Source organism: Dyadobacter sp. HNCC25DJ187 (genome assembly GCF_056895255.1).
Window position 1 is genome coordinate 2189280 of the sequence record NZ_JBXHAT010000001.1, and the last position, 24023, is coordinate 2213302.

At 42.0% G+C, this 24023-nt stretch carries 21 protein-coding genes; 11 read left to right on the forward strand and 10 right to left on the reverse strand.

Annotation, left to right across the window (positions count from 1 at the left end; translation table 11 throughout):
- Nucleotides 1-28 precede the first annotated feature (28 nt).
- Both AC1XUE_RS09050 and AC1XUE_RS09055 read right to left on the reverse strand, forming a co-directional pair.
- On the reverse strand, nucleotides 29-1288 hold the full coding sequence (locus AC1XUE_RS09050) for a Gfo/Idh/MocA family protein (RefSeq protein ID WP_483356013.1): 1260 nt from the start codon (nucleotides 1286-1288) through the stop codon (nucleotides 29-31).
- A 315-nt stretch (nucleotides 1289-1603) separates the two neighbouring features.
- Complete coding sequence (locus AC1XUE_RS09055) at nucleotides 1604-3130, reverse strand: S8 family serine peptidase (RefSeq protein WP_483355611.1); 1527 nt, start codon at nucleotides 3128-3130, stop codon at nucleotides 1604-1606.
- A gap of 157 nt (nucleotides 3131-3287) precedes the next feature.
- Between AC1XUE_RS09055 and AC1XUE_RS09060 the strand changes: the two genes are divergently transcribed.
- The 8 genes from AC1XUE_RS09060 to AC1XUE_RS09095 all read left to right on the forward strand — a co-directional run bounded on the left by AC1XUE_RS09060 (nucleotide 3288) and on the right by AC1XUE_RS09095 (nucleotide 12373).
- A complete protein-coding gene (locus tag AC1XUE_RS09060) occupies nucleotides 3288-4577 on the forward strand; it encodes an aminopeptidase P family protein (RefSeq protein ID WP_483355612.1) in 1290 nt (429 codons plus the stop codon).
- 23 nt (nucleotides 4578-4600) lie between these two features.
- Entirely contained in the window at nucleotides 4601-5230 is a 630-nt protein-coding gene (locus AC1XUE_RS09065) for an MgtC/SapB family protein (RefSeq protein ID WP_483355613.1), read from the forward strand.
- A 442-nt stretch (nucleotides 5231-5672) separates the two neighbouring features.
- Nucleotides 5673-6536, forward strand: coding sequence for an EboA domain-containing protein (locus tag AC1XUE_RS09070; protein ID WP_483355614.1), 864 nt, complete (start codon nucleotides 5673-5675; stop codon nucleotides 6534-6536).
- On the forward strand, nucleotides 6536-7558 hold the full coding sequence (locus AC1XUE_RS09075) for a TatD family hydrolase (protein WP_483355615.1): 1023 nt from the start codon (nucleotides 6536-6538) through the stop codon (nucleotides 7556-7558). Before AC1XUE_RS09070 ends, AC1XUE_RS09075 begins: the two co-directional genes overlap by 1 nt.
- A 1-nt stretch (nucleotide 7559) precedes the next feature.
- The gene (gene eboC, locus AC1XUE_RS09080) at nucleotides 7560-8429 is read left to right on the forward strand and encodes a UbiA-like protein EboC (protein ID WP_483355616.1); all 870 of its coding nucleotides are present in this window, start codon (nucleotides 7560-7562) and stop codon (nucleotides 8427-8429) included.
- A 135-nt stretch (nucleotides 8430-8564) separates the two neighbouring features.
- Nucleotides 8565-9731: a 3-dehydroquinate synthase gene (locus AC1XUE_RS09085; RefSeq protein ID WP_483355617.1), complete on the forward strand. Its 1167-nt coding sequence runs from the start codon at nucleotides 8565-8567 to the stop codon at nucleotides 9729-9731.
- A gap of 46 nt (nucleotides 9732-9777) precedes the next feature.
- Nucleotides 9778-10983 (forward strand): metabolite traffic protein EboE, encoded by a 1206-nt coding sequence (eboE, locus tag AC1XUE_RS09090; protein WP_483355618.1) that lies wholly within the window; start codon nucleotides 9778-9780, stop codon nucleotides 10981-10983.
- 25 nt (nucleotides 10984-11008) lie between these two features.
- On the forward strand, nucleotides 11009-12373 hold the full coding sequence (locus AC1XUE_RS09095) for an alkaline phosphatase family protein (protein ID WP_483355619.1): 1365 nt from the start codon (nucleotides 11009-11011) through the stop codon (nucleotides 12371-12373).
- Nucleotides 12374-12421: 48 nt separating this feature from the next.
- Here the strand turns inward: AC1XUE_RS09095 and AC1XUE_RS09100 are convergent, their stop codons facing one another.
- Entirely contained in the window at nucleotides 12422-12904 is a 483-nt protein-coding gene (locus tag AC1XUE_RS09100; RefSeq protein WP_483355620.1) for a DUF456 domain-containing protein, read from the reverse strand.
- A 127-nt stretch (nucleotides 12905-13031) separates the two neighbouring features.
- Between AC1XUE_RS09100 and AC1XUE_RS09105 the strand changes: the two genes are divergently transcribed.
- Entirely contained in the window at nucleotides 13032-14249 is a 1218-nt protein-coding gene (locus tag AC1XUE_RS09105) for a saccharopine dehydrogenase family protein (RefSeq protein ID WP_483355621.1), read from the forward strand.
- A 52-nt stretch (nucleotides 14250-14301) separates the two neighbouring features.
- Here the strand turns inward: AC1XUE_RS09105 and miaA are convergent, their stop codons facing one another.
- Entirely contained in the window at nucleotides 14302-15219 is a 918-nt protein-coding gene (miaA, locus tag AC1XUE_RS09110; RefSeq protein ID WP_483355622.1) for a tRNA (adenosine(37)-N6)-dimethylallyltransferase MiaA, read from the reverse strand.
- A gap of 120 nt (nucleotides 15220-15339) precedes the next feature.
- Between miaA and AC1XUE_RS09115 the strand changes: the two genes are divergently transcribed.
- Both AC1XUE_RS09115 and AC1XUE_RS09120 read left to right on the forward strand, forming a co-directional pair.
- Nucleotides 15340-16008 carry a DUF4230 domain-containing protein gene (locus AC1XUE_RS09115; RefSeq protein ID WP_483355623.1) on the forward strand — a complete coding sequence of 223 codons (669 nt, stop codon included), beginning with the start codon at nucleotides 15340-15342 and terminating at the stop codon, nucleotides 16006-16008.
- A 111-nt stretch (nucleotides 16009-16119) separates the two neighbouring features.
- Nucleotides 16120-16725, forward strand: a complete 606-nt coding sequence (locus tag AC1XUE_RS09120) for a hypothetical protein (RefSeq protein WP_483355624.1) — start codon at nucleotides 16120-16122, stop codon at nucleotides 16723-16725.
- Between the two features lie 280 nt (nucleotides 16726-17005).
- Here the strand turns inward: AC1XUE_RS09120 and porN are convergent, their stop codons facing one another.
- The 6 genes from porN to AC1XUE_RS09150 form a co-directional block, all read right to left on the reverse strand.
- The gene (gene porN / locus AC1XUE_RS09125; RefSeq protein WP_483355625.1) at nucleotides 17006-18046 is read right to left on the reverse strand and encodes a type IX secretion system ring subunit PorN/GldN; all 1041 of its coding nucleotides are present in this window, start codon (nucleotides 18044-18046) and stop codon (nucleotides 17006-17008) included.
- Between the two features lie 51 nt (nucleotides 18047-18097).
- Nucleotides 18098-19690: a type IX secretion system motor protein PorM/GldM gene (gene porM / locus AC1XUE_RS09130; protein WP_483355626.1), complete on the reverse strand. Its 1593-nt coding sequence runs from the start codon at nucleotides 19688-19690 to the stop codon at nucleotides 18098-18100.
- Nucleotides 19691-19780: 90 nt separating this feature from the next.
- Nucleotides 19781-20596: a type IX secretion system motor protein PorL/GldL gene (gene porL, locus AC1XUE_RS09135; RefSeq protein ID WP_483355627.1), complete on the reverse strand. Its 816-nt coding sequence runs from the start codon at nucleotides 20594-20596 to the stop codon at nucleotides 19781-19783.
- A gap of 121 nt (nucleotides 20597-20717) precedes the next feature.
- Entirely contained in the window at nucleotides 20718-21791 is a 1074-nt protein-coding gene (gene porK / locus AC1XUE_RS09140) for a T9SS ring complex lipoprotein PorK/GldK (RefSeq protein ID WP_483355628.1), read from the reverse strand.
- Between the two features lie 331 nt (nucleotides 21792-22122).
- Nucleotides 22123-23100: a PorP/SprF family type IX secretion system membrane protein gene (locus AC1XUE_RS09145; protein ID WP_483355629.1), complete on the reverse strand. Its 978-nt coding sequence runs from the start codon at nucleotides 23098-23100 to the stop codon at nucleotides 22123-22125.
- Nucleotides 23101-23231: 131 nt separating this feature from the next.
- Complete coding sequence (locus AC1XUE_RS09150) at nucleotides 23232-24014, reverse strand: uroporphyrinogen-III synthase (RefSeq protein WP_483355630.1); 783 nt, start codon at nucleotides 24012-24014, stop codon at nucleotides 23232-23234.
- Nucleotides 24015-24023: the final 9 nt, after the last annotated feature.

Below are 24023 nucleotides of genomic sequence, written 5' to 3' on the forward strand. Positions count from 1 at the left end.
AAACGAGTTTCTGGTAGAAGAAAGTGATTTATGAGAATGAAGTGATACCTGGACGAGCCACTTCCACCACCGGCGGTTTCATGTCGAAGCTATATGTATCCGGACCAAGCTTTTCAGTAGAATTCATGGCTTCATCCCAGGTTACACGTTTACCGGTATATGCAGCCATCCTTCCCATGATCGCCAACAAAGTGCTTTGGGCCATGTATTCTCCATCATTGATCAGTTTACCGCTACGGATTGAAGCAAACAGCTCGTTATGTTCCGTTTGGTACATATCGTTCTGAGCTCCATCATACTTCCATGGATTCTGACCATATATTTCGTGTACGTTTCTGGCGCAGTTGGCCATTGCACGTCCTTTTGTTCCAAGTGTTTCGACCAAATAGCTCTTTTCGCAATTATCTTGCTGACGAGAGTGGTGGAAGCCTTTTGCTCCGTTTTCGTATTCGTAGGTTACTGCGAAGTGATCAAATATATTTCCGTAAAGAGAATCTGTTCTTACCTGGCGTCCACCTGTACCGGTCGCTGATATTGGCAATTTTCCACCAAATGCCCACGACATCATATCAATACTATGTACTGCCTGTTCTACAATGTGGTCACCAGCCAGCCAGGTATAGTAAGTCCAGTTACGCAGCACATATTCAGCATCTGTCCAGCCAGTCTGGCGCGGGAACGACCATAGCGAACCTGTATCGTACGTATTATAGATTGCAGAAATGTCACCTACTGTACCATCCAGAATTTTCCCGAAAATAGCACGTTTTGGCTCATGGTATCTCCAGCAGAAACCTGACATCAGAGATACATTCTTTTGTTTTGCCAACTTAGCAGCATCCAAAACCTTACGTACACCTGGAGCATCGACAGCTACTGGTTTCTCGCAGAACACGTGCTTACCTGCATTAATCGCTGCCGTTAAATGTTCCGGACGGAAATGTGGAGGTGTGGCAAGAATAACCACATCAACACCCGAATCCAATACTTTTTTAAATGCATCAAATCCTATAAACCGATGTCCTTCATCCACCTTCACTTTATTTCCATGAACCTTCGTCAGGTTGGCAAGTGATGCATCCAGTTTATCTTTGAAGATATCTCCCATTGCATGAAGTACCACGTTAGAGTCTGCCTTCAGCGCCTGATTGGCAGCACCGGATCCACGGCCTCCGCATCCGATTAACCCTACTTTCAAAGTTTCGTTATTCACTCCTGCAAATGCACGGTTCGGATTCAATATAGCAATAGTAGGAAGAGCAGTACCAGCCAGTGCAACCCCGGCCATTTTTAAGACATCCCTGCGAGAAGTATTCATTATAGTAAGAATTTGGTGATTAGATTAAGGAATTTCGCTAATAACAGACCGCCATTTGACTCTCGCAAAGGCTATCTTCAACGCAATAAAGATAAATAAATCTATCGTGAATTATAAAAAATAATCTTAAAAATTCGGCAGTGTGCTCGATAACACATCAATAGACAGTAAAAAAGCATATTTCACCAAAGTATACAATCCATAGCTAACTGCAGCATTTGTAACGTAAAAAACCGGAACAGTATCTCTAATACAGCTCCGGTTTTTTAGTACATCCAAAACAGTTCAATTCCATTCCACCTCAACTACTGAATTTTTCAGATCGATGGTGGTGAATTGTTCCCCGTTCTGACGCTTGAGTGATATTTTCCCGTGCTGTACCTTCGCTACCTGTTGAGATAACACATCTTTTTCATTTTTCTTTCTGTATACAGCAACCAGAGAATCTGTGCTGTTTACTTCTACCTCACAGGTTTTTCCCTTAGCAATTACCTTTTTTGAATTGTCCGGTAAGTAGGGAGCTTTCAGCAAAGCCAGGGCACGAGAAGCCAGTGGTACGCCATAACCCACAAAATTATTACCATAAGGATACAGGTGTGCAGATTTCTCGATTACATCTATCAGCTCTTTATTGGACAATTTCGGATTTGCCTGCAGAAGGCAAGCTGCAAAACCTGTAATCACCGGCGCAGACAAAGATGTACCATACAACGAAAAGCAGGAAACGTTCGGCTTCACATAAGAGAGAAACTCCGGGCCGATACTGCTGTAGCCAATACGATTCCAGAGCTTGGCATTGGTAGCACCTATTGATAAAACTCCCCTGGCATCTGCCGGAGCCGAAACAATTCCCCATCCCTTATCATCACCTTCATTCCCTGCTGATACAATGATCATGATGCCCTTTTGATCAGATGCAATCTGGGCCGCACGTGTGATCGCACTGGTTTTACCATCCATTTGAGAGGGTGTATAATTTTCTTTTGGATCCGAGAATCCTTTTGCGTAACCCAGCGAAGTATTAATCAGTCTTACGCCCAGGCTATCCATCCACTCCATAGCGGCAATCCAATTGTCTTCCTCGCCACGGTATTCGCGAAGGGAATAGTCGGTACGGGCGAGATAGAATTTCGCATTGGTAGCCATTCCATATTGTATTTCATCCTGATGATCCAGACCACTTATCGCAGCCATTACTTCAGTACCATGCATATCAGAAAAAGATTCAGCAGTACTGAAAAGAAGATTTCCGGCACGACCTGGCTTCACATAGTCACGAATAGCCAAAATGCGTTTGTTAGAGAAAATATGTGTTAATGATGTAGATGAATCGGCACCATAGAAACCGGCATCAATGACACCAATCGTCACATTACTGGCAGAAAGTCCTTCTTTCAAAAATGCATTTGCCTGCACCTGTGACATGACAGGAGCCATTTGTGCTTTTTCTACAGGAGATTGTCTGGCAATATAAAAACCCGGATCTATAAGCACCACATCCTGCACAAAATCCAGGGAGCGAACGCGATTAGCTTGCTCACTGGTCATCACCGCTGATACTGCATTAAGCCATTTTGAACGGTTAACTATTTGAATTGAATTGTTTTTCAGAATAGTCTCAAATGCTGAATTTACCGGAATATCAAGCTCATCGGATAATGGCAGCCCTAGTTTCTGTCTGTTTTCAAAAGTAAGTTGTGAAATAGCCGGGGCAACACTGAGGTCTTTGGATTTAAGATAAATCCAGTATTTAGGACTGGCAGATAAAAATAAGGGCGCAAAAAGAAGTGCCAGTAGAAATACTTTTTTCATGAAAAGATTATTAGTTAGGAATTCCTGGTATTAATTTCCGGCATCAACCCTCTTCACGTTCCTTATTAAAAGGACAGATTTGGCGTCATGCTAAATTAATAAACAAGATAAACGTAATTTTACGTAATAAATTACCAGGTACAAAATTTTACCGCAGATGCGCTATTACCCGATCAACAACGCCTTATTTATCGAAAACCGGAAACGGCTTGCCCATTTATTGAAACCAAAATCCCTGGCAATACTTCACGCCAATGATTTCATGCCAACCAACGCAGATGGCACGATGGGTTTCAAACAAAACAGCGATCTGTTCTATTTGTCGGGAGTAGATCAGGAAGAAACCATTCTGCTTATTTTTCCCGACCATCCTGATGAAAAATACCGTGAAGTACTTTTCGTAAGGGAAACCAATGAAATGATTGCCGTCTGGGAAGGAGAAAAACTAACCAAAGAACAGGCCGTCAATGTTTCAGGAATCAAGTCGGTGTATTGGACACATCAGTTTGACAGAATATTCAGTGACATTATTTTTGTAGCCGAAAATGTTTATTTGAATACGAATGAGCATACACGCAACAGTTCGCTTGTACAAACGCGGGAAACCAGATACGTAAAGGATTTTCGTGAGAGTTATCCTTTACATCAATTGTCCCGTTTGGCGCCATTGATGCACCAGTTGCGAGCCATCAAGCATCCTTTGGAAATTGAACTGATGCAGCAAGCTTGTAATATCACAGCTTCAGGTTTCAACAGGTTATTAAAATTTGTAAAACCAGGTGTTTCTGAATATGAAATTGAAGCCGAACTGATCCATGAGTTTGTCCGTAACCGATCGAAAGGTTTCGCCTATCAGCCGATTGTTGCTTCGGGAAAAAATGCTTGTGTGCTCCATTACATTGAGAACAATAAAGCTTGTAAGGATGGAGATGTGCTGTTACTGGATGTGGCAGCAGAGTATGCCAACTATGCATCTGACCTTACAAGAAGCATTCCTGTAAACGGCCGATTTACGAAACGTCAACGTGAAGTATATGATGCAGTTCTACGTGTTTTTAAAGCTGCGAAAAGTATGTTGGTTGTAGGTAATATCTGGGATGAATATCATATTGAGGTAGGTAAAATCATGGAAAGTGAGCTGATCGGACTCGGATTAATTACAAAGGATGATATAGCAAGGCAGGATCCCGACTCCCCGGCTTACAAAAAATATTTTCCACATGGCACATCGCATTTTTTAGGTTTGGATGTACATGATGTGGGTAATAAATACCAGCGTTTTGAAGCCGGAATGGTTTTCACATGCGAGCCTGGTATTTATATCAGAGAAGAAGGACTGGGTATTCGCCTGGAAAATAATATCCTTATTACCGGGAATGGGAATACGGATCTGATGGCAAATATTCCAATTGAGCCAGAAGAAATTGAAGAATTAATGAACAGCTAATATCAGGTATACAATAGCAAGACATGGAATTTGTAGCTGAAGACTTTGTGAAATTGATACTGTCATTTGTATTGGGCGCCATTATTGGAACCGAACGTGAATACAGAAGTAAATCTGCCGGGTTAAGAACGCTTATCTTAATTTCGGTAGGCTCTACCCTTTTCACCATCATTTCAACAAAAACAGGTCCTGATGCAGGAAGAATTGCTGCTAACATTGTTACCGGAATAGGTTTCCTTGGAGCAGGAATTATTTTCAGAGCAGATAACCGTGTAGTAGGTCTTACTACTGCCGCTATAGTTTGGGTCACTGCTGCATTAGGAATGGGAATAGGCGCAGGACTTTACTCTCTTTCTATTGTGAGCTTTCTGATAGCAGGACTTTCACTTGTGATACTCACGCCAGTACAAAAACTGATCAGGAAGAAAAGTCAGATCCGCAATTATCAGGTGATGTGCGTATATCAGCAAAAGACGCTCAAAAACTATGAAGAATTGTTTGATCAGCACGATCTGAGAATATTACGTGGTGAACAGAACAGATCCGGCACCCATATCACCGGCAGCTGGAGCTTGCAGGGAGCTGAGGAAGCGCACGAAAAATTGACAGAATACCTGCTCAATAATCAAGACATTCTTGAATTTAGCTTTTAATGCATACCCTGGCAACCATTAAAATAACTAAATTGATTTGCCACGGATACACAGATGAACGCGAATTGTCTCTCTTTAAACTGAAAACTGGGCATTAGTGGCGAAAAAAATTACCAGTTGACCTGCATATCAAATTGGCAATGAAGCTCAGATGAACACTACTTTACCCTTCGCTTGAATGAAATATTTGTGAAAATTTGTGCATCCGTGGCAAAAGTGATATGAAATATCCTGGTTTATTTACACAGGAATATATCTCTTGAACAGAAAGACGGCTCTCTTACATAAAAATTGCTCACACAGTTATTAACACACGCATTCTATTGGTAACTACTGCATCAGGGAAACTTTATTGTTTCAATGAGGCTTTTAAAGATTGATGCAGGTCATTTTAAATCAGCAAGGGACAACTCACCTTTGTAACCAGAATGAACTTTAAATTATGTCAGATTTCATAACAAGAACACTTTTCGAAATTCTCAGCCAGCATACTACTGAAGCTGAGCTCAATTGGCTCGAACAAAAGAGCCGGGCGGAGTCTATGGAAGTCATGACCGCTTTTGTGGCCTGCCCGAGATTCCTTTCTAAAATTATTATTCAACCATCGACAGAAGCCGCAGCTAGTTTGCAAATTGAATTGCCCGGCTTTTCGGTTAAAGACTGGTCATTGGTGAGGCTTGCCAGGGTATGGTTGCTTACACAGCTCGATTCTTCCGATAAAGATGCATATGTGAACCAGATCAATACCTTGTTTGATACTGCTGAGCTGAACGAACTGGTATCTCTTTACTCAGCGCTGCCATTATTGTCTTATCCGGAGCAATGGCTGTTCAGAGCTACAGATGCAGTCCGCTCTAATATGGGTTTCGTATTTGACGCCATTGCATTGCGTAATCCTTATCCTGAAATGTATTTTTCTGAAGCGGCGTGGAATCAGCTGGTAATGAAAACAATCTTCAACGACAAACCAATACACCTGCTGGAAGGGATCGATAATCGCCGAAATCAAGCTTTGACTTTCATACTTTCCGACTTTGCACATGAACGGTGGGCAGCCGGCAGATCGGTACCTGCTCAGGTTTGGCGACTTATCAGTCCGTTCCTGAATGAGACGCTTGTCGATGACATGCGCCAACTGCTCGAATCTGGTATCGTTGAAAATCGGCATGCTGCTGCGCTTGTCTGTATAGCATCCGGCTATGAGCCTGCACTGCTACTCATAGCGCAGTACCCAGAATTAAAAAACCAAGTAAGTTCAGGACAGATAGCCTGGACCGATTTTGAACCCAAAGACCTGAACTCCTGATGTGCCTCAACCATAACCAAATTCCAAACCCATCCCATTTTGAAGACAGTGATGCTGCCAATGCTCCTGCTCACCGCGATATCGCCTGGGACGACTATAAAGAGCTGATCAGCGGAATGCGCTTTTTTGATCCGCATATCCACATGGTTTCACGTACCACAGATGATTACCAGGCCATGTATCAAGCCGGTATTGTAGCATTGATCGAGCCTGCCTTCTGGGTAGGACAACCACGTACAGGCCTTTCCAGTTTTAAAGATTATTATAGCAGTCTGGTTGGCTGGGAAAGATTCCGTTCTTCGCAGTTCGGTATTAAGCATTATTGCACCATGGGCCTTAACTCGCGGGAAGCCAATAATGAGCCCCTTGCAGAGCAGGTAATGGAAATTTTGCCCTTGTATGTATACAAAGAAGGTGTAGTCGGAATTGGCGAAATCGGTTTTGATGACCAGACTCCGGCAGAAGAAAAATATTTCCGTCTGCAACTGGAACTGGCAAAAGAGGCAAAGCTACCTGTACAAATCCATACACCACACCGTGACAAAAAGAAAGGAACAGAACGCAGCATGGCCATTGCACTGGAACACGGAATTGACCCTTCCTGGGTGATTGTAGATCACAACAATGAAGAAACGGTTAAAAGCGTTCTTGATCAGGGTTTCTGGGCCGCTTTTACTATATATCCTTTCACGAAAATGGGTAACGAGCGTATGGTAAAAGTAGTCGAACAATACGGTCCTGAGCGAATTATGGTGAATTCAGCTGCTGACTGGGGAATATCTGATCCGCTTGCCATTCCTAAAACCGCCGCGCTCATGAAAATGAGAGGTATTTCAACAGAAACCATTGTAAAAGTGACTTATCAAAATGCGATTGACGCATTTGGTAAAAGTGGCCAGATTGATGTCAATGATTTTGACCAGCTAGGTAACAATGACCTGTCTGCCAAATTCCATGGCAATTCTATTCTGCGTGGAGGACAACAGCCTGTTGCCAATAAGAATTCTTTACTGATCCAATAACGTGAGTAATTTAAAATCCTATTTTCAGCTTACCCGGCCGGCGAATCTTGTTACAGCAGTAGCGGATATACTGGCCGGGATGGCTATTGCCCAGTTCACATTCTCGGACTTTTCTCCGCTGCCTCTTATTATTTCCACCTTAGGTCTGTACGGAGGAGGTGTGGTGATGAACGATGTATTTGATGCACGCCTCGACAGCATAGAAAGACCGGAAAGACCCATACCCAGTGGTAGAGTACCTTTGCAGTCGGCCATGACGCTGGGCATCACCCTTTTATTTATTGGTATTCTTTCTGCTACCATTTACAGCTCACTAAGCGGGCTCATTGCTATTGCCATTGCCATGCTTACCGTGATATATAACAGATTTGCCAAACATCATACAGTGCTGGGACCTGTAACCATGGGCATGTGTAGGGGAGGAAATCTCATTCTTGGGATGAGCGTTATACCTGACGCGATAAACAAATGGGGACTGATTGCTCTGCTCCCTATCGCCTACATTGGAGCTATTACGCTGATCAGCCAGGATGAAGTACATGGTGGAAAACGAAGAACACTTTATATCGCAGCATTTCTGTACGCAGTTGTGCTGGCGGCTCAAATTTTGATCGCTCAAAAACAAGGAAATGTCCTGTATACAATACCGTTTGTCTTGCTCCACACCTGGCTCATAGGACGTCCGCTCTGGAATGCAATTCAGAATCCGGTAGGGCCATTAATAGGAAAAGCTGTGAAGGCCGGTGTTATATCGCTTATTGTGATGAATGCTTCCTGGTGTATGGCATTCGGACTATGGCCGGTTGCTATTGCGGTTTTACTGTTGCTACCCTTATCTATGTTTCTTGCGAAGATTTTCGCTGTTACCTAATGGCTCCCGGATCACTGCTTCGAGTGCTTTTTACAATTAAAATCATATTAGAATAAAGATATTTCAACGCTGACATGGTAAAAAAATCTCTTTTTAGCGTTTATCTATTAGTACCAATTTCTTAGGCCTTTTTCAATGCAAACGATACATCAACGTTTTCAGATTGAATACCAGTATTCGGTATTTTTTACTGAAAATTTATTCCACCAGAACAACCCTTTACTGAAAGACTTTTTCAGCAATTATAAAGAAGAGGGATTTCAACGTAAAGCCTTATTCATTGTAGATGAAGGTTTTGCTGCACACCAACCAACCCTGGAACAAGATATTAAATCTTATTTTGAGCATCAGGTTCAGGATATAACACTAGCGAAAGACGTTATTTTTGTACCTGGTGGTGAAGCTTCTAAAAATGATCCGGCACTTTTTGAAAAGCTATGCCGAGCCGTAGATATATACAGTATTGACCGTCATTCTTTTGTTGTCGGCATAGGTGGAGGCGCTGTACTGGACTTGGTTGGGTATGCAGCCGCTGTGTCACACAGAGGAATCAAGCTCATCAGAATACCAACCACTGTTCTTTCTCAGAACGATTCGGGAGTAGGTGTAAAAAACGGAATCAACTTCCACGGAAAGAAAAATTTCCTGGGCACTTTCGCTCCGGCTGTAGCTGTATTTAATGACCTTACCTTTTTACGTAGCCTGGAAGACCGTGATTGGCGCGGTGGGATATCCGAAGCTATTAAAGTCGCCCTGATTAAAGATGCGGGTTTTTTCAGCTGGATGGAAGAAAATGCTTCCAAGCTTGTGAACCGTGACCAGAATGCCATGGCCTATCTGATTCACCGCTGTGCTGAAATGCATACTGATCATATTGCGGGTGGAGATCCGTTCGAATTTGGTTCTTCCCGTCCGCTTGACTTTGGTCACTGGGCAGCTCACAAACTGGAATACCTGACCAATTTTGAAGTACGCCATGGAGAAGCAGTTGCGATTGGGATTGCGTTGGATTGCGTTTACGCTGTTCAGATTGGTATGTTAGCCAAAAGTGATCTTTACCGTATTCTTGATCTTCTGACCAAATTAGGTTTTGAACTATACCATCCTAAGTTGGCGGAAAACGACAAAATTAATTTAAGAAACGGATTACAGGAATTCCGGGAACATTTGGGAGGCAGATTAACAATTATGCTTCTTGAAAAAATTGGTAAAGGGGTGGAAGTACACGAGCTCGACGCTGATATTATTGCGAAATCGGTAGATTACCTCGAAACCGCTACGTCTGAAAAAATTTCATCGTAGCCCATAGCCCATAGCCCTTTGCCCAAACCCCTATGCCCTTTGAACCATGCTAACCCCTTACGGACACCTTACCTATTGCAGTAATATACATCCCGGAGAGAAATGGGATGATCATTTCCAGGCACTGAGAGATAATCTGCCTTATATCAAAAGTCAGCTTTCTGCCGACCAGCCATTCGGATTAGGTCTGCGCGTGGCTAACGAAGCTTCTCTCGAACTAAGTAAGCCGGAAAAACTGGCTGAGTTCAAGACGTGGCTTGACGAGCAGGACATTTATGTGTTCGTAATCAATGGTTTTCCTTATGGCGGATTCCATAATACGGTTGTGAAAGGAGATGTACATACACCCGACTGGACTACGAAGGACAGATTAAATTACACAATCAGACTTTTTAATATTCTGCAGCAACTCTTACCCGATGGCATGGATGGCGGCGTTTCTACACCTCCCCTTTCCTATCGGTTGTGGTGGAAAGATGATGCTGAAAAGGAAAAGGCCGCAGCTGCTGCTACGGAACATGTTCTTGATGTACTCGACGAATTGATCCGTATTCAAAAAGAAACCGGCGCGACGCTTCATCTGGATATCGAACCTGAACCGGATGGAATTCTTGATAATGTTGATGACTTTGTAAACTGGTACCGTGATATATTACTGCCAACAGGAATTGCCAGACTTCAGGAAAAACATGAACTCGATCCTGATGTAGCCAGAGAAGTGATACTAAAACATATTCAACTTTGCTACGACATCTGTCATGCTGCCGTAGCTTATGAAGAGCCTGTAGCTATTCTGCAATCTCTGGATAAGGTTGGTATTCGTATAGGACGGATTCAGATCAGTTCTGCAATAAAAATTGATTTCGCTGAGAACAAAGAAGTCAAACTGAAAGCAATAGAAAGCTTCAACGAGCCTGTTTATCTGCATCAGGTGGTTACCAGAAATGCGGACCATACACGCAGTCACTATCCTGACCTGACCGAAGCATTGGAAAACTGGAACGAAAACCAGGAAGAATGGCGTGTTCATTTTCACGTCCCGTTGTTTATTTCTTCTTATGGAGTTCTGGATTCAACACAGAATGAAATCATTAAAACACTTGCTATTCACAAGCAGCAGCCATTCTCTGCTTTTCTTGAAGTAGAAACCTATACTTGGGGAGTTTTGCCGGAAGATATTCAGAAACCTATTGGTGAATCGATTGTAAGGGAAATGGAATGGGTAAAGAAAACATTGTCCGATCTGTCCTGAATTCGGACGATCAAAATCTTTCGTTATGAATAAAACAGTAGTCATAAATATTGTCGGGTTAAGCGCTAACCTGATCGGAGAGCATACTCCGTTTTTGAAGTCATATATTGAAAAACGAAAGCTGACTTATATCAAGCCGGTATTACCTGCCGTTACCACTACTGCACAAAGTACCTATGTAACCGGAAAATGGCCTTCAGACCATGGAATTGTTGGTAATGGCTGGTATGACAGAGACGACTCCGAAATAAAATTCTGGAAGCAATCTAACAAACTGGTGAAGGGCGATAAAATATGGGATAATGCAAAAAAGCTGAATCCTGATTTTACCTGTTCGAAGATGTTTTGGTGGTATAATATGTATTCAACTGCAGACTTCTCTGTTACCCCACGCCCACAATACCATGCGGATGGTGTAAAAGCACCGGATTGTTACGCCTATCCTCCTGAGTTAAGAGACGAGTTACAGAAAGATTTGGGGCAGTTTCCCCTTTTCAGTTTCTGGGGACCGAATGCCAATATCAAATCTTCGAAATGGATCGCTGATGCATCCATGTGGGTGGATGATAAACATGATCCTACACTCACGCTGATCTATCTGCCTCATCTGGATTACTGCCTGCAAAAGTTCGGACCTGATTTCAGCAAAATTGCTACCGAGCTGGGAGAAATCGATACGCTGGTAGAAGAGCTGGTAACATTCTACGAAGCTAAAAACAGTAAAATTATCCTGCTCTCTGAATATGGTATCAATCCGGTTTCTAATCCGATACATATCAATCGTATTCTGAGAAAGGAAGGACTTATTTCAGTACGTACGGAACGCTGGTATGAATTACTGGATGCAGGAGCTTCCAAAGCGTTTGCTTCCTCCGATCACCAGATTGCCCATGTATATTTGAACGATCCTTCAGTAAAAGAAAGAGTAAAAGAAGTCTTATTGAAGACACCGGGAATCGAACTGGTGCTGGATAGAGAAGAGCAAAAAGCCTACCATATCGAACACGAACGTGCGGGAGATCTGGTTGCCGTTGCCAAACCTGATAGCTGGTTCACCTACTACTATTGGAATGACGACGCTAAAGCCCCGGATTATGCACATTTGGTTGACATTCACCGTAAACCGGGATATGATCCTGTTGAAATGTTTATGGATCCGGCCAATCCGCTCATCAAACTGAGAGCAGGCTATAAACTAGCAAGAAAACTGATGGGCTTCCGCTATCTGATGGATGTAATTCCACTGGATGCTTCATTGGTAAAAGGCTCACACGGAGGAATAAGTGCTGCGAAGGAATACTATCCTGTCTGCATTACAAACGACCCTTTGTCTGCTCAAGAGATACCTGCTACGGACGTTTACGATGTGATCTGGAATCACCTGATATAAATAAAAACTGGTTAATGACGTTACTACTGGTAATGTCATTAACCGGTATCAGAATTTATCCCACACTTCATAGACCGCGAATCCGATCATCACCAGACAAAGCACAACTTTAATAGCGATGCCGGTTATGAATCCAATAAAAGAGCCAAATGCGGACCGTAATGCGCTTTGAGGAACTGCTCCTCCGATCAACTCACCGATTAATGCTCCAAGAAACGTTCCGATAAAAATACCAATTGCCGGAATAAACAGAAAGCCAACAATTAGTCCAACCGTAGCACCTATGGCACCATACTTCGTACCACCGAATTTTTTGGTGCCCCATATTGGTATGTAATAATCCAGCACAGCAATAACAAATGTTACAAAGCCCAGGCTAATCAGTACCGTATTGCTAAATTCGGCGTATTTGCTTACGTGAAGCAAAATAAGTCCGCCATAACTCAATGGTGGTCCGGGAAGTGGAAGTACAGCTCCTGCCAGCCCTACAATCAGACAGGCAATACCTGAAATCAGTAATAAAATGTCCATTGTGGTTGTGTTAAATTACTTCTGAATTAACAAAAAAAGATATAGTCCTCCTATCTTTGCCAAAAATATCAAAGTGAAAAACAGTTTACAGGTTAAGGTTCTGTCAGTCAATCATTAAATTCACAAAATGTCTAAAGTTCTTATTATTGGTGCCGGTGGTGTTGGAAGTGTAGTTGCACATAAGTGCGCACTGAACAGCCAGGTATTTACCGAAATTATGCTTGCCAGCCGCACAAAGGCCAAGTGTGATAAAATAGCTGCTGAGATCAAGGAAATGCACGGTGTTAGTATTGAAACTGCTCAGGTGGATGCTGATATCGTTGCAGAAACGGTTCTTCTGATCAAAAGATTTCAACCTAAATTGCTGATCAACGTAGCTCTGCCTTATCAGGATCTGACGTTGATGGAAGCTTGTCTGGAAACAGGAGTGCACTACCTGGATACGGCTAATTACGAACCAAAAGACGTCGCTAAATTTGAATATAGCTGGCAGTGGGCATATCAGGAGCGTTTTAAAGAAGCAGGTCTGATGGCATTGCTGGGTTGCGGATTTGATCCGGGTGTAACGCAGGCGTACACTGCTTATGCTAACAAGCATCATTTCGATGAAATGCACTATCTGGATATTATCGATTGCAACGCAGGAGATCATGGTAAAGCATTTGCTACCAACTTCAATCCTGAGATCAATATCAGAGAAATCACTCAGCCAGGACGTTACTGGGAAAATGGTGAATGGATTGAAATTCCAGCCATGTCCATCCACAAATCGATCGACTACCCGGGAATCGGGCCTAAGGAAAGTTATGTACTCTACCACGAAGAGCTTGAATCTTTGGTAAAAAACTTCCCTACGCTGAAACGCGCAAGGTTCTGGATGACCTTCGGGCAGGCCTATATCACACACCTTAATGTGCTTGAAAACGTGGGAATGACAAGCATCGCTCCTATCAAATTCCAAGGCATGGATATCGTTCCTCTTGAATTCCTGAAAGCAGTATTACCTGCACCGGATTCTTTGGGTGAAAACTATTCAGGCCAGACTTCAATAGGTTGCCAGATCAAAGGAGTAAAGGAAGGGGAAGACAGAACTTACTACGTTTGGAACAACTGTGATCACGCTGAATGCTACCGTGAAGTGAAAGCACAGGCTGTCAGCTATACAACGGGTGTACCGGCAATGATCGGTGCCATGCTGATGCTTACCAACGAGGAGTGGCTGAAGCCCGGTGTATACAATGTGGAAGAAATGAATCCTGATCCATTCATGGACTTGCTGAATCAGCACGGTTTGCCTTGGAACGAGAAAATCAATATTGAGCTACCTCACGAGTATCCGGCATAATTACCGACAATATATTATTATAAAGGCCTGTCAACACATTATTGGCAGGCTTTTACTTTTTCATACTGCTTTGAATGTAAGAGAGGATTTCTTCGAATGTATCAGGATGAAACCAGCGAAAATCTCCCTGATGCCGGAACCAGGTAAGTTGGCGCTTGGCATATCGTCTCGAATTCTGTTTCAGCAACCTGACCATTTCCTTTTCACTGTATGCTCCGTCCAGAAAGCCATATACCTCTTTATAACCAACCGTCTGTAAGGCATGATGATGCCTGAACAATTCCAACTGCGTGGCTTCTTCTACTAAACCTTGCTGCAACATCAGGTCCATCCGGAGATCAATTCGATCATATAACTCTGCTCTGTCACGATCCAGTGCGATGAGAATCTGACTAAATGGGCGATCATTCTTTGTTTTTTGCTGATATTCTGAAATTGGCTTGCCTGTAGTCTCAAATACCTCCAGTGCTCTCACAACCCTCTGAGGATTTAAAAACTCACTGGAAGCTGCAAAAATGGGGTCAATGACCGCTACCTCTTTTTGGAGCATTTCCAGTCCCTGTTCCGTAAGTTTTTGCGTAAGTTTCTCGCGTAATCCGGGCAACGGTTGCGGTAAAGCATCCAATCCCTTAGTTACCGCTTTAATGTAGAAACCTGAACCGCCCGTCATAATCACGCAATCACATTGTTCAAAAAGAGCTTCTAAGAGTTGAAGCACATCCCGCTCAAAATCTCCTGCACTATAGACTTCTGTTATAGAATGAGAATTAATAAAATAATGCTTTACAGCTGCCAATTCCTCTTCATTTGGCTTTGCCGTTCCTATATTAAGCTCTTTGAAAAACTGACGTGAATCGGCTGAGATTATTACCGTTTTCAGCCGATTGGCAAGCCTTACTGAAAGCTCCGTTTTACCTACGGCTGTCGGGCCGGCAAGTACTATCAGGTATTTCTGTATGTGATTTGGCATTCTCCTCTTTTTATCTGAATTTTATTTAGGCCCTGTCCCCAATAGTATGTTACTATATGATTCGCAAGAAGTATAGATAACTACTGTTATAGTCGACTTCACATTGCAAAAATAGAGATCATGGATAGCAACACACTACTTTTTTTAATTTTATCAATTTTCTTCGGGGCGTGTTCGGGTGCAGCAATTTACTATCTACTTTCTAAACGGAACCATTCTTCTGCCAATACGCAAACGGAGGCCACTGTACTGGTAGAGAGAATTGAGAAGGTATTTAAGGTGGTGATGGCAGAGGGTTACTTTACTGAAATATACAATTACCAACACAACAAAAGCATATGGAATCTGATCAATGATAAAAAGAAAGCACTTATCATTGCGAAGGCGAAAGTATTGGTGGGTTATGACTTCAGCAAAATGCGCTTCCATATATCCGGAAATGACCGTCGTATTGTGATCGACCATTTTCCTGAGCCAGAAGTCTTGTCCATGGATACCGACTATAAGTTTTACGATATAGAACAGGGTTGGCTTAATCGTTTTCAGAACGATGACTATACTGCAATTCTGAATGAAGCCAAGCAGACCATGAATGAAAAAGCACTTCAAAGTGATTTGCCACGTATCGCTACCAACCAGGTCCAGCTTATGATGTTTCAGCTGGCCGCTTCCATGAACTGGAAAATAGATTTACAACTTCCGGAAGCGAACAAAAAGAATCTGGCGGAATACATCACCTACCGTCCTACAGATGCCGGAATTGATTCTTTGGACACGAAGCGGGATTGAAAAATATTTTATGTACTTTGTGATACTTTGGACGGCTCAATTCGTCACTTCCATTATCCTTTGCGTATAGATCAAAAACTATATTTTTAAATCACTAAACATTTAGCTATTATGTTCAAAAAACTATTAATGATTGCCTGGGTTGGCCTTATTGGTGTTACGGTTAGTTGCAAAGGACCTCAGGGTGATGTAGGCCCTCAGGGTGAACAAGGAACTACCGGGGCAACCGGCCCACAAGGTCCCGCGGGACAGGATGGTGAAGGCAGTGGTGGCGGATCTTTTGTTTTTACAAGTGGTGCTGATACAACAGACGTGAATGGTAACTTTTATTCAGGACTTACGTTTCCTAGTGCTTCTGATGCAGCCTTATTTGAAAACTCTGCAGTTCTCGTGTACATTAAGTCACAAGGCGTTTTCTGGCCGGTACCCGGAATTGTAAACTTTGGACAAAATGCTCAAGACAATAAATTTTCCAATTTTACATTTGTTCATTATATAGAAGACAACAATTTTTTCATAGATATTATAATGACTTCCTGGTCTGAGGAACAGAACGCTGCCCCTACCCGCATAGCACAGGACATTAAAATAATTGTGGTTCCGGCGGAGCTTCTCGGCAGAGTGAATGGAGAATTAAAAAGTAAGACGTATGAAGAAGCAATGTCTATACTAGGACTGACAGAAAAAGATGTAAAAACTGGCGCGATCAGGAAGTAACACACTCAGCCAATAACCATTTATAAAAGGTAGTCTGTAACGAATCAAATCGCAGGCTGCCTTTTTTGTATTTATACAATTACAGTCAGAAAGGCTTTATTGATTAGTAAATAAAATCAAGTAGCACATGTGCTTAAGATTTATATTCCATAATCCAAATTATATAGTTGTTCGCAACTATTCTTGAAGATCTTATAACAGTCGAATACATCACAGATTTGCTTATAACAAAAATGGCCGCTAATTTAAGCGGCCATTCTCATATCATATATAGATCATCTTAGTATTCCCAAAGTCCGTGCTCCAGCTCCATAAGCTCTTGCTCGTAGTTAAGGGATTTAATCAAAGCTTCTTTTTCTCCTCCGTAGATATCCAAAAATGCCCTGTCGTTAGCATTAGAGAACTTTGTAATTCTTCCCCAGAATAACCGCAGATCAAAAGCATCTGCAAGGTTTTTGTTCTGAGCCGTATTCTCCGTGTTATACCAGATATACTTCTTAGGATCACTGCGGAACAAACGTTCAACATCTTTGTATCTGAAAGAAGCAACCGGAAGTTCCAAACCACTTGCTGTCTGATCAGAAGGAAGAACAATCGTTAGAGTCTGAATATCGGTGTACAGACGTGAACGTTTTTTATCAAATGCCCAATCTTCCTTAATTTCAAGAATAGAAAGTTGCTCAGGGAAGTACTCTTCTTCCGTAGCAGCTGCAACTTGCTGCTGCTGGAAAGTATCTACAACCGGTTCTGCTACTGGTTCTTCCTTCTTAGCTACTTCGGTTTTGGCGCCTTTCTTAGTAGATTTTTTCTTTGGAGGTCCCCAACCGTCATCTACTACTTCAGCTTCCTTCTTAACTGGCTCTCCCCAACCGTCGTCAGTAGCGTTGGCCTGCTTAGTAGCATCCGCTTTTGGTTTCGCATCCCATCCACCATCATTAGCAGCTGCAGGCGTTCCAAAACCAGCTGCAATTTCATCAGCAGAAAGTCCTGCTACCTGATTTGGTATTAACAGCCTTGTATGAATATCACCGGAAGTGACCTTCACAGTACATGAATCATTTGTATAAGCATCTATCAGACCAGCCTTGGCAGCTTCAAGAAGATAACGCGTGATCTCGTTGTTTTTGGAAAACATAGAGATATTCTGCTTCTCCTTCAGATCAACCCTTCTCCACAACGTTCGTTTCATCATAAGGTCACCGTCACTGATTGGACGGGACGAAAAGCGATTCTCCACTGAATCCACTTTTTCCTGCGCGTGAACAGCAGCAGAGCTTACGGAGAAAGCAAGCAAAGACCACGCAATTGTTTTTCTGTTCATTCTTATCATAACTCTAGTGTTCTTATATGCCTAACGCGATACTTTCAGATCTTAGTTCAAAGGTACTGTACGGAATTGATTTCCCATTTCCACTTCACTTATGGCTCCTTTAAAGTTTTGACGTTCAACCTTATTGACAGTGATTACATAACGATCACCAGGTTGTGCTTGTTGTGCAAGGCTGGAAATAGATCCTCCACCACCATTCAATGTCACACCATTAATTCTTCTCGTACCTCTCGCCAATGAAACTTCAATTGAAGATACCCGGAAACGTGCATCCTGAGGTGAGAAATTTTTGAAACTCTCGTCTGGCACTGCAACGACCTGAATACTTCTGGCAGCAGATGCCGCAATACCTCTTCTTTCATCAAATGCTGCTCCGTTTACTCTAACCTCCAGAGAAGGTTTTGGAACGCGGTTTACTCTGAAAGGATCCGAACCTAAAACGTTTCCACCATTACTTACTGTAATGTTCAGAGAAGCTTTATTAGGTACGATCGTAAATTTACCTTTTTCACCACTTGGAATAATTTCACCACCATCTGTTGAAAAGGAAGGTGCCCATAATGCTCCAAGCGACGGACTTTGTATACTTAATTTGTTCGCACAGCCAAAATAAAGTGGAGGTAACGTTCCTGTTTCGATCTGATACGAAGGCTTTACTACAAAATATTCCTGAGTCATGTTGTAGGTCGTATCACGTCCTGAAGGTGTCGGGATAGTGATTTTACCAGATAATTCGCGTTTTGCTATACCATCAGCGTTATATCCACCACCCTGAGCAGTGAACTCGACAAGACCTACACCATTCTCAACTTTAACTGCTGCTCCATTCAAACTCATACGTGGAGTTAAACCTGAAGCAGAAGCAGCTATAAACATTTGTCCTTTGAATTTGGTACCTGCTACTACAGTTTTAGCATCAGCACTAATCATGGCCAGAATCCGGTCGAACTTCACATCCGCAGCACCTACTTTACTTGCAAGGTAGTTCAACACTTCGCCTTCCATTCTACGGATATCCGTTTGTTTCTGACTTAAAACAGCAAGTGCAGCGGCAACTGGAGTCTGAGCAAAATTCAGTTCTGCGAAATCTTTATTTTTCTGATCCCTGTTATCTTTTGCAACAGGATCGTCTTTACCATCCATTGCAAGAGGCATAAACTTATTCTGCGCTATGTTGTTAAGCTGAGTTGTATAGCCATTCAAACTTTCTTTCAGTTTGTAAGCTTTACCATTCTTTTGCCCTCCAACCATGAGCTCTGCCACTTTACCTTCTTCCTGAGGATTTTTAATTCCCCCCTCTTCATTACGTCCACCTCCGGCTTCAGCGATAATCTGCTGCTTAAGTCCATTCAGTTCATTAATGATATCAGTAGAATATTTTCTTACATCATCAGCTTGTTTCATTACCGCAACATCGGCGGCACGGTTACCCGACTTTTCAACAGCTGCTTTAATTTTAAGTACCGTTTCCTGGTTAATCTTATTGGCTGCTCCGGAAGATAGTTCCAGAGAATTATTCAGGAGGATGAATTTCTCTATGATCGCTGAACTTACCTGCAATGCGAGCATTGCTGTAAGTACCAGATACATCATTCCAATCATCTTTTGACGGGGTGTTTCTTTTCCACCTGCCATATTGTTCAGTAGTCAGTTATCAGTGATTGAATAATTTAAAAGCACAAACAATGTATCATTCCTAATCTGCCTGTACTGTAATTGTAGGTTTTACGCATTACCACGCATGGCGGTCAGCATATTACCATAAATACCATTCAGAGAAGAAATGTTGGTTGTCAACTTATTCATCTCACTTTTAAATACTTGAGACTCTTTGGTAGCATCCGCCATATTTTCCATAGCAGTTGTAAGATTACCATAGAATGCGTTCATTGCCTTCAGGTGCTTGGTTGTATCCTGCAATTCAAGTTCATAAACTGCATTCAGAGCACCCATGTTTTTTGTGATCTGCTGAAATTGTTCACGATAAGACTGAGCATCCTTGGTTGCATCTGCCATTGAAGTCATCGCATTGATAGCCACTCCGTAAGACTTGTTCATATCCCCGATAGCTGCCGAAGCTGATTTTACATTTCTTGCATAATCGTTGGTAGCTACTGTTGCATCAGTCAAATCTGTGATTTTACCTACAGTGTCGGAAAGTGCACGAAAGTTTTTTCCAAGACTATCAAACACATCAGGAGAAATTTTGGCATTATCCAACATGTTATCAAGCTTAGCAGTAACACCACTTGACGGTCCTGAAGAAGCACGATTGATAGCTGGTCCTGAATAATCATCAGCAAGCTCAGGATAAACACGTGTCCAGTCCGGCTCACGATCTGATGATTGGGTCAATGTTTGTAGTGCGTAAAGTAAAAATATAAGTACCTCTGTCCCCAAACCGATGGTAAGCATTTCGCTACCTCCATCCCAATGTTGAATTTTAAATAAAGCTCCTAAAATAACGACAGCAGCACCGGCGCTGTAAATCGTTGGTACCAGTTTATCCCAAACAAAACTAGGTCCGCTATTCTTAGCCATACGAATGAAAATCGGTTACAGTGAAAAATTTAGTTATTGTAATAAAAATTTGTGCGATAGGAGAAGGCCGTAAAAAAGAAGCAGAGTGATTTACGCTGCTTCTTTTTCTATATTAAAATTTTTAGCGACGGCGTGAACGTGCTCCACCACGGTCATTGACATTATCCATTACGCAACGGAAACCAATGAAAGCACGACGTTCTGTTTCATACTCAAAACTACGAGTACCTGTCTGAAGATAATAGGCAATATCTTTCCATGATCCTCCTTTGATTACTTTGCGAGGCTCATCAGGATTATCATATCTTGGATTCATATCCCAAACAATGGCAGTTGCATTATCAGTATAAGCATCTGATGTCCATTCCGCCACGTTACCAGCCATGTTGTATAGGCCGAAGTCGTTAGGATTGTAAGCATTTGCAGGTGCGGTGTAAGGATATCCATCTGCATCGTAATTTCCACGCTGTGGCTTGAAATTCGCCAGGAAACATCCTTTTGCATTCATTGTATATGGATTTCCCCATGGATACTTAGCTACAGCACGTCCACCTCTTGCAGCCCATTCCCATTCTGCTTCAGTTGGCAAACGGAAACCTGTAGAGTGGAACTGGTTTTCCTGATTCTGGAAATCGTGAAGAAGATTCGTTCTCCACTTTGAGAAATACTGAGCACCTTGCCAGCTGACACCTACTACCGGATAAGTATCAAAACCTGGATGCTGGTAATAATATTCAACAAAAGGGTCACCATTAGAATATGCGAAGTCTTTTTTCCAGGAAGTGGTATCCGGATAATATTTACTCATGATCTCCTCTTCACCAAGTACCGATACTGAGTCAACCAAAAGGGCATCTACAAATTGACGGTATTCATGATTGGTAATTTCTGTATCATCCATATAGAATGAACTGATCGTCACCCGACGATTCATATTGTTCATGGATGCAGCTATATCTTCGTCAGCCTGCCCCATGATAAATGATCCTGAAGGAATCACTACCATACCAGCTGGTGTAGTTTGCTTATATCCTTTGCGGGCAGTAGCCGTAATCTCCCCATTTGAAATTCCGCTTTCTTCCTTCCCTCCCTTTCCAAACTTACTTTTGATAAATCCGCAACTCTGCATGAGCATAAGAGCGGCTACCAAAAGCAGGCTTTTGACTCCATCCCGATAGAACACTTTCACATTCATAGTGGTTTTATAAAATTTGAGTAATAAATGATAGCCTAAAAACGTCGGCGGTAATTATATAGTATACTTTAAACAAAAACAAAAGTAACAATTGACATGACACTGGCTTAAGTTTCATTCCCAGCACTTTTGCCATTTCAATTATACGGATATTCGTCATAACGATCAGAATAATCGTTATGATATACCCCTGGAAAATTTTACAAATATAAATTAAAGTTTCACAAACTGAACTTTACATATCCCGAAGTGGAAAACAAAAAAAGTCAGTTTCCACTCCGCAACCATACCAAATAACATTTTTTACATTTAAGATATAACTATACTGCTATCAGAATCTAAACCTCGGTGTACGGATAATTGTCTTTTTCCCGAACTTAGGAGAAGGCAGATCATAGGATAACAAAACTTCAAAAGAAGATGCTGATTTGGCTCTGTTTCCACCTATCACGAAATCATAAGCTCCCGATAATCTTAATGACTGATCTTCAAGAAGATACAATCCACCCATAGCAATAATGTACGCATCCTGATGACGGTAAGTCCCTCCTACCCAGAATCTCTTATTAAAGGTAACAGTAGCTCCACCTTCAGCAGAATAAACAGCAAAATCAGATTTAACAAGAACGATAGGCTGCACATCTACCAAATACCCTACTTCCAGATTTAATCCGGCATTCAGATACACGGTTCTTGCCAACGGGTTAGTGGCAAGATCGGAACCAAAGCTATATTTGGGCTGTAAAAGATGGTTCATAGAAAGGCCAACGTAAAAGGTTTCATTTTCATACCTCGCACCTAAGGTAACATCCGGATTCATTTCACTGACTACACCCGTTTGTAGTAGGGGATCATCAGCATCTAACGGCCTGAGTTTATTAAAATCCATTGCCTGTCTGAAAATTCCGGCACTAGCACCCAATTGTAAATCACCTCCCAAAAGTGGAATCTTGTAGGCTGCAGAAACTTTGAAATCCTGATGAGAAAGAGGACCTGTACGGTCATTTAACGCATAGAAGCCTATCCCAAAATTTTTAATAGGCATGCTAAATGAAAACAGCTGTGTGGAAAGCGCACCACCTTCGTCACTAGGATTAGTAGCCTGATAGCCGGCATACTGAGTACGATGTGTGAGTTGAAAACGGGTTACTCCTCCCGCACCTGCTGCTGCAGGATTAAAATAAAGCTGATTCAAGGAGAACAAACTGAATTGCGCATCTTTTTGAGCCATAGCACCTGACGAAACAAATACTAAAAAAGCAAATAGCCGGGTACATTTAATACGTTGTGAGATAGACGTCAATGCCATACCAATAGGTTAGGTTAAAAAGATTCGCTCGTAGTAATTTATGAATCAATAACGCATATTGCTTAAAAAAATTGATAATTTCAGTAAAAAGGCCGGGAAAATTTCCCGGCCTTTTTACTGAAATACAATTCCTATTTATTGTTGGCTTCTTTAATGTAAAGTTCAAGAGCTCCTGTCATCGATGGAGCATTAGGCAATGGAGCCTGAATATCAAGTATTAAACCAGCATTTTCAACCGCTTTCGCCGTAGTAGGACCAAATGCAGCAATGCGGGTAGCATTCTGTTTAAAATCCGGAAAGTTGTCAAATAATGATTTGATACCTGACGGACTGAAGAATGCTATAATGTCATAGAATACTTCAGTCAAATCCGATAGATCAGATGATACAGTCTGATACATGGTTGCTTCTGTGAAGTGAAATTCTTCCGTGTCTGCAAACTCCGGTATATCGTTTCTTCTTACATCGGAACAAGGATACAGGAACTTTTCTTTTTTGTGCTTACGCATCAGTTCAATCAATTCCGCAGCTGTTTTGGTACCCGCGAAAATTTTGCGTTTCCGGATCACAATGTATTTCTGGAGATAATTGGCTGTCTGTTCCGAAATACAAAAATACTTCATCGTAGCCGGCACTTCAATCCTGCCTTCGTTGCAAATTCTGAAAAAATGATCGATCGCATTTCGGCTTGTAAAAATAACCGCAGTATGATCCAGGATATTCACTTTTTGTTTACGGAACTCTTTGTAAGAAACCCCGTCAATCTGGATGAAGGGACGAAAATCGACCTTAACATTGTACTTACGTTCTAATTCAAAATAAGGTGAATTTTCGTCTGCTGGTCTGGACTGGCTAACCAATAGACTGGTAACTTTTGTTAACCGATCCTGATCAAATTTGATAGTCTCATTCATGTATAAGCC

Bases quoted from the DNA above. Each gene is read 5' to 3' on its own strand.
- AC1XUE_RS09050 (WP_483356013.1), bottom strand. From the start codon at position 1,288: ATGGCCGGGGTTGCACTGGCTGGTACTGCTCTTCCTACTATTGCTATA.
- AC1XUE_RS09055 (WP_483355611.1), bottom strand. From the start codon at position 3,130: ATGAAAAAAGTATTTCTACTGGCACTTCTTTTTGCGCCCTTATTTTTA.
- AC1XUE_RS09060 (WP_483355612.1), top strand. From the start codon at position 3,288: ATGCGCTATTACCCGATCAACAACGCCTTATTTATCGAAAACCGGAAA.
- AC1XUE_RS09065 (WP_483355613.1), top strand. From the start codon at position 4,601: ATGGAATTTGTAGCTGAAGACTTTGTGAAATTGATACTGTCATTTGTA.
- AC1XUE_RS09070 (WP_483355614.1), top strand. From the start codon at position 5,673: ATGTCAGATTTCATAACAAGAACACTTTTCGAAATTCTCAGCCAGCAT.
- AC1XUE_RS09075 (WP_483355615.1), top strand. From the start codon at position 6,536: ATGTGCCTCAACCATAACCAAATTCCAAACCCATCCCATTTTGAAGAC.
- AC1XUE_RS09085 (WP_483355617.1), top strand. From the start codon at position 8,565: ATGCAAACGATACATCAACGTTTTCAGATTGAATACCAGTATTCGGTA.
- eboE (WP_483355618.1), top strand. From the start codon at position 9,778: ATGCTAACCCCTTACGGACACCTTACCTATTGCAGTAATATACATCCC.
- AC1XUE_RS09095 (WP_483355619.1), top strand. From the start codon at position 11,009: ATGAATAAAACAGTAGTCATAAATATTGTCGGGTTAAGCGCTAACCTG.
- AC1XUE_RS09100 (WP_483355620.1), bottom strand. From the start codon at position 12,904: ATGGACATTTTATTACTGATTTCAGGTATTGCCTGTCTGATTGTAGGG.
- AC1XUE_RS09105 (WP_483355621.1), top strand. From the start codon at position 13,032: ATGTCTAAAGTTCTTATTATTGGTGCCGGTGGTGTTGGAAGTGTAGTT.
- miaA (WP_483355622.1), bottom strand. From the start codon at position 15,219: ATGCCAAATCACATACAGAAATACCTGATAGTACTTGCCGGCCCGACA.
- AC1XUE_RS09115 (WP_483355623.1), top strand. From the start codon at position 15,340: ATGGATAGCAACACACTACTTTTTTTAATTTTATCAATTTTCTTCGGG.
- AC1XUE_RS09120 (WP_483355624.1), top strand. From the start codon at position 16,120: ATGTTCAAAAAACTATTAATGATTGCCTGGGTTGGCCTTATTGGTGTT.
- porN (WP_483355625.1), bottom strand. From the start codon at position 18,046: ATGAACAGAAAAACAATTGCGTGGTCTTTGCTTGCTTTCTCCGTAAGC.
- porM (WP_483355626.1), bottom strand. From the start codon at position 19,690: ATGGCAGGTGGAAAAGAAACACCCCGTCAAAAGATGATTGGAATGATG.
- porL (WP_483355627.1), bottom strand. From the start codon at position 20,596: ATGGCTAAGAATAGCGGACCTAGTTTTGTTTGGGATAAACTGGTACCA.
- porK (WP_483355628.1), bottom strand. From the start codon at position 21,791: ATGAATGTGAAAGTGTTCTATCGGGATGGAGTCAAAAGCCTGCTTTTG.
- AC1XUE_RS09145 (WP_483355629.1), bottom strand. From the start codon at position 23,100: ATGGCATTGACGTCTATCTCACAACGTATTAAATGTACCCGGCTATTT.
- AC1XUE_RS09150 (WP_483355630.1), bottom strand. From the start codon at position 24,014: ATGAATGAGACTATCAAATTTGATCAGGATCGGTTAACAAAAGTTACC.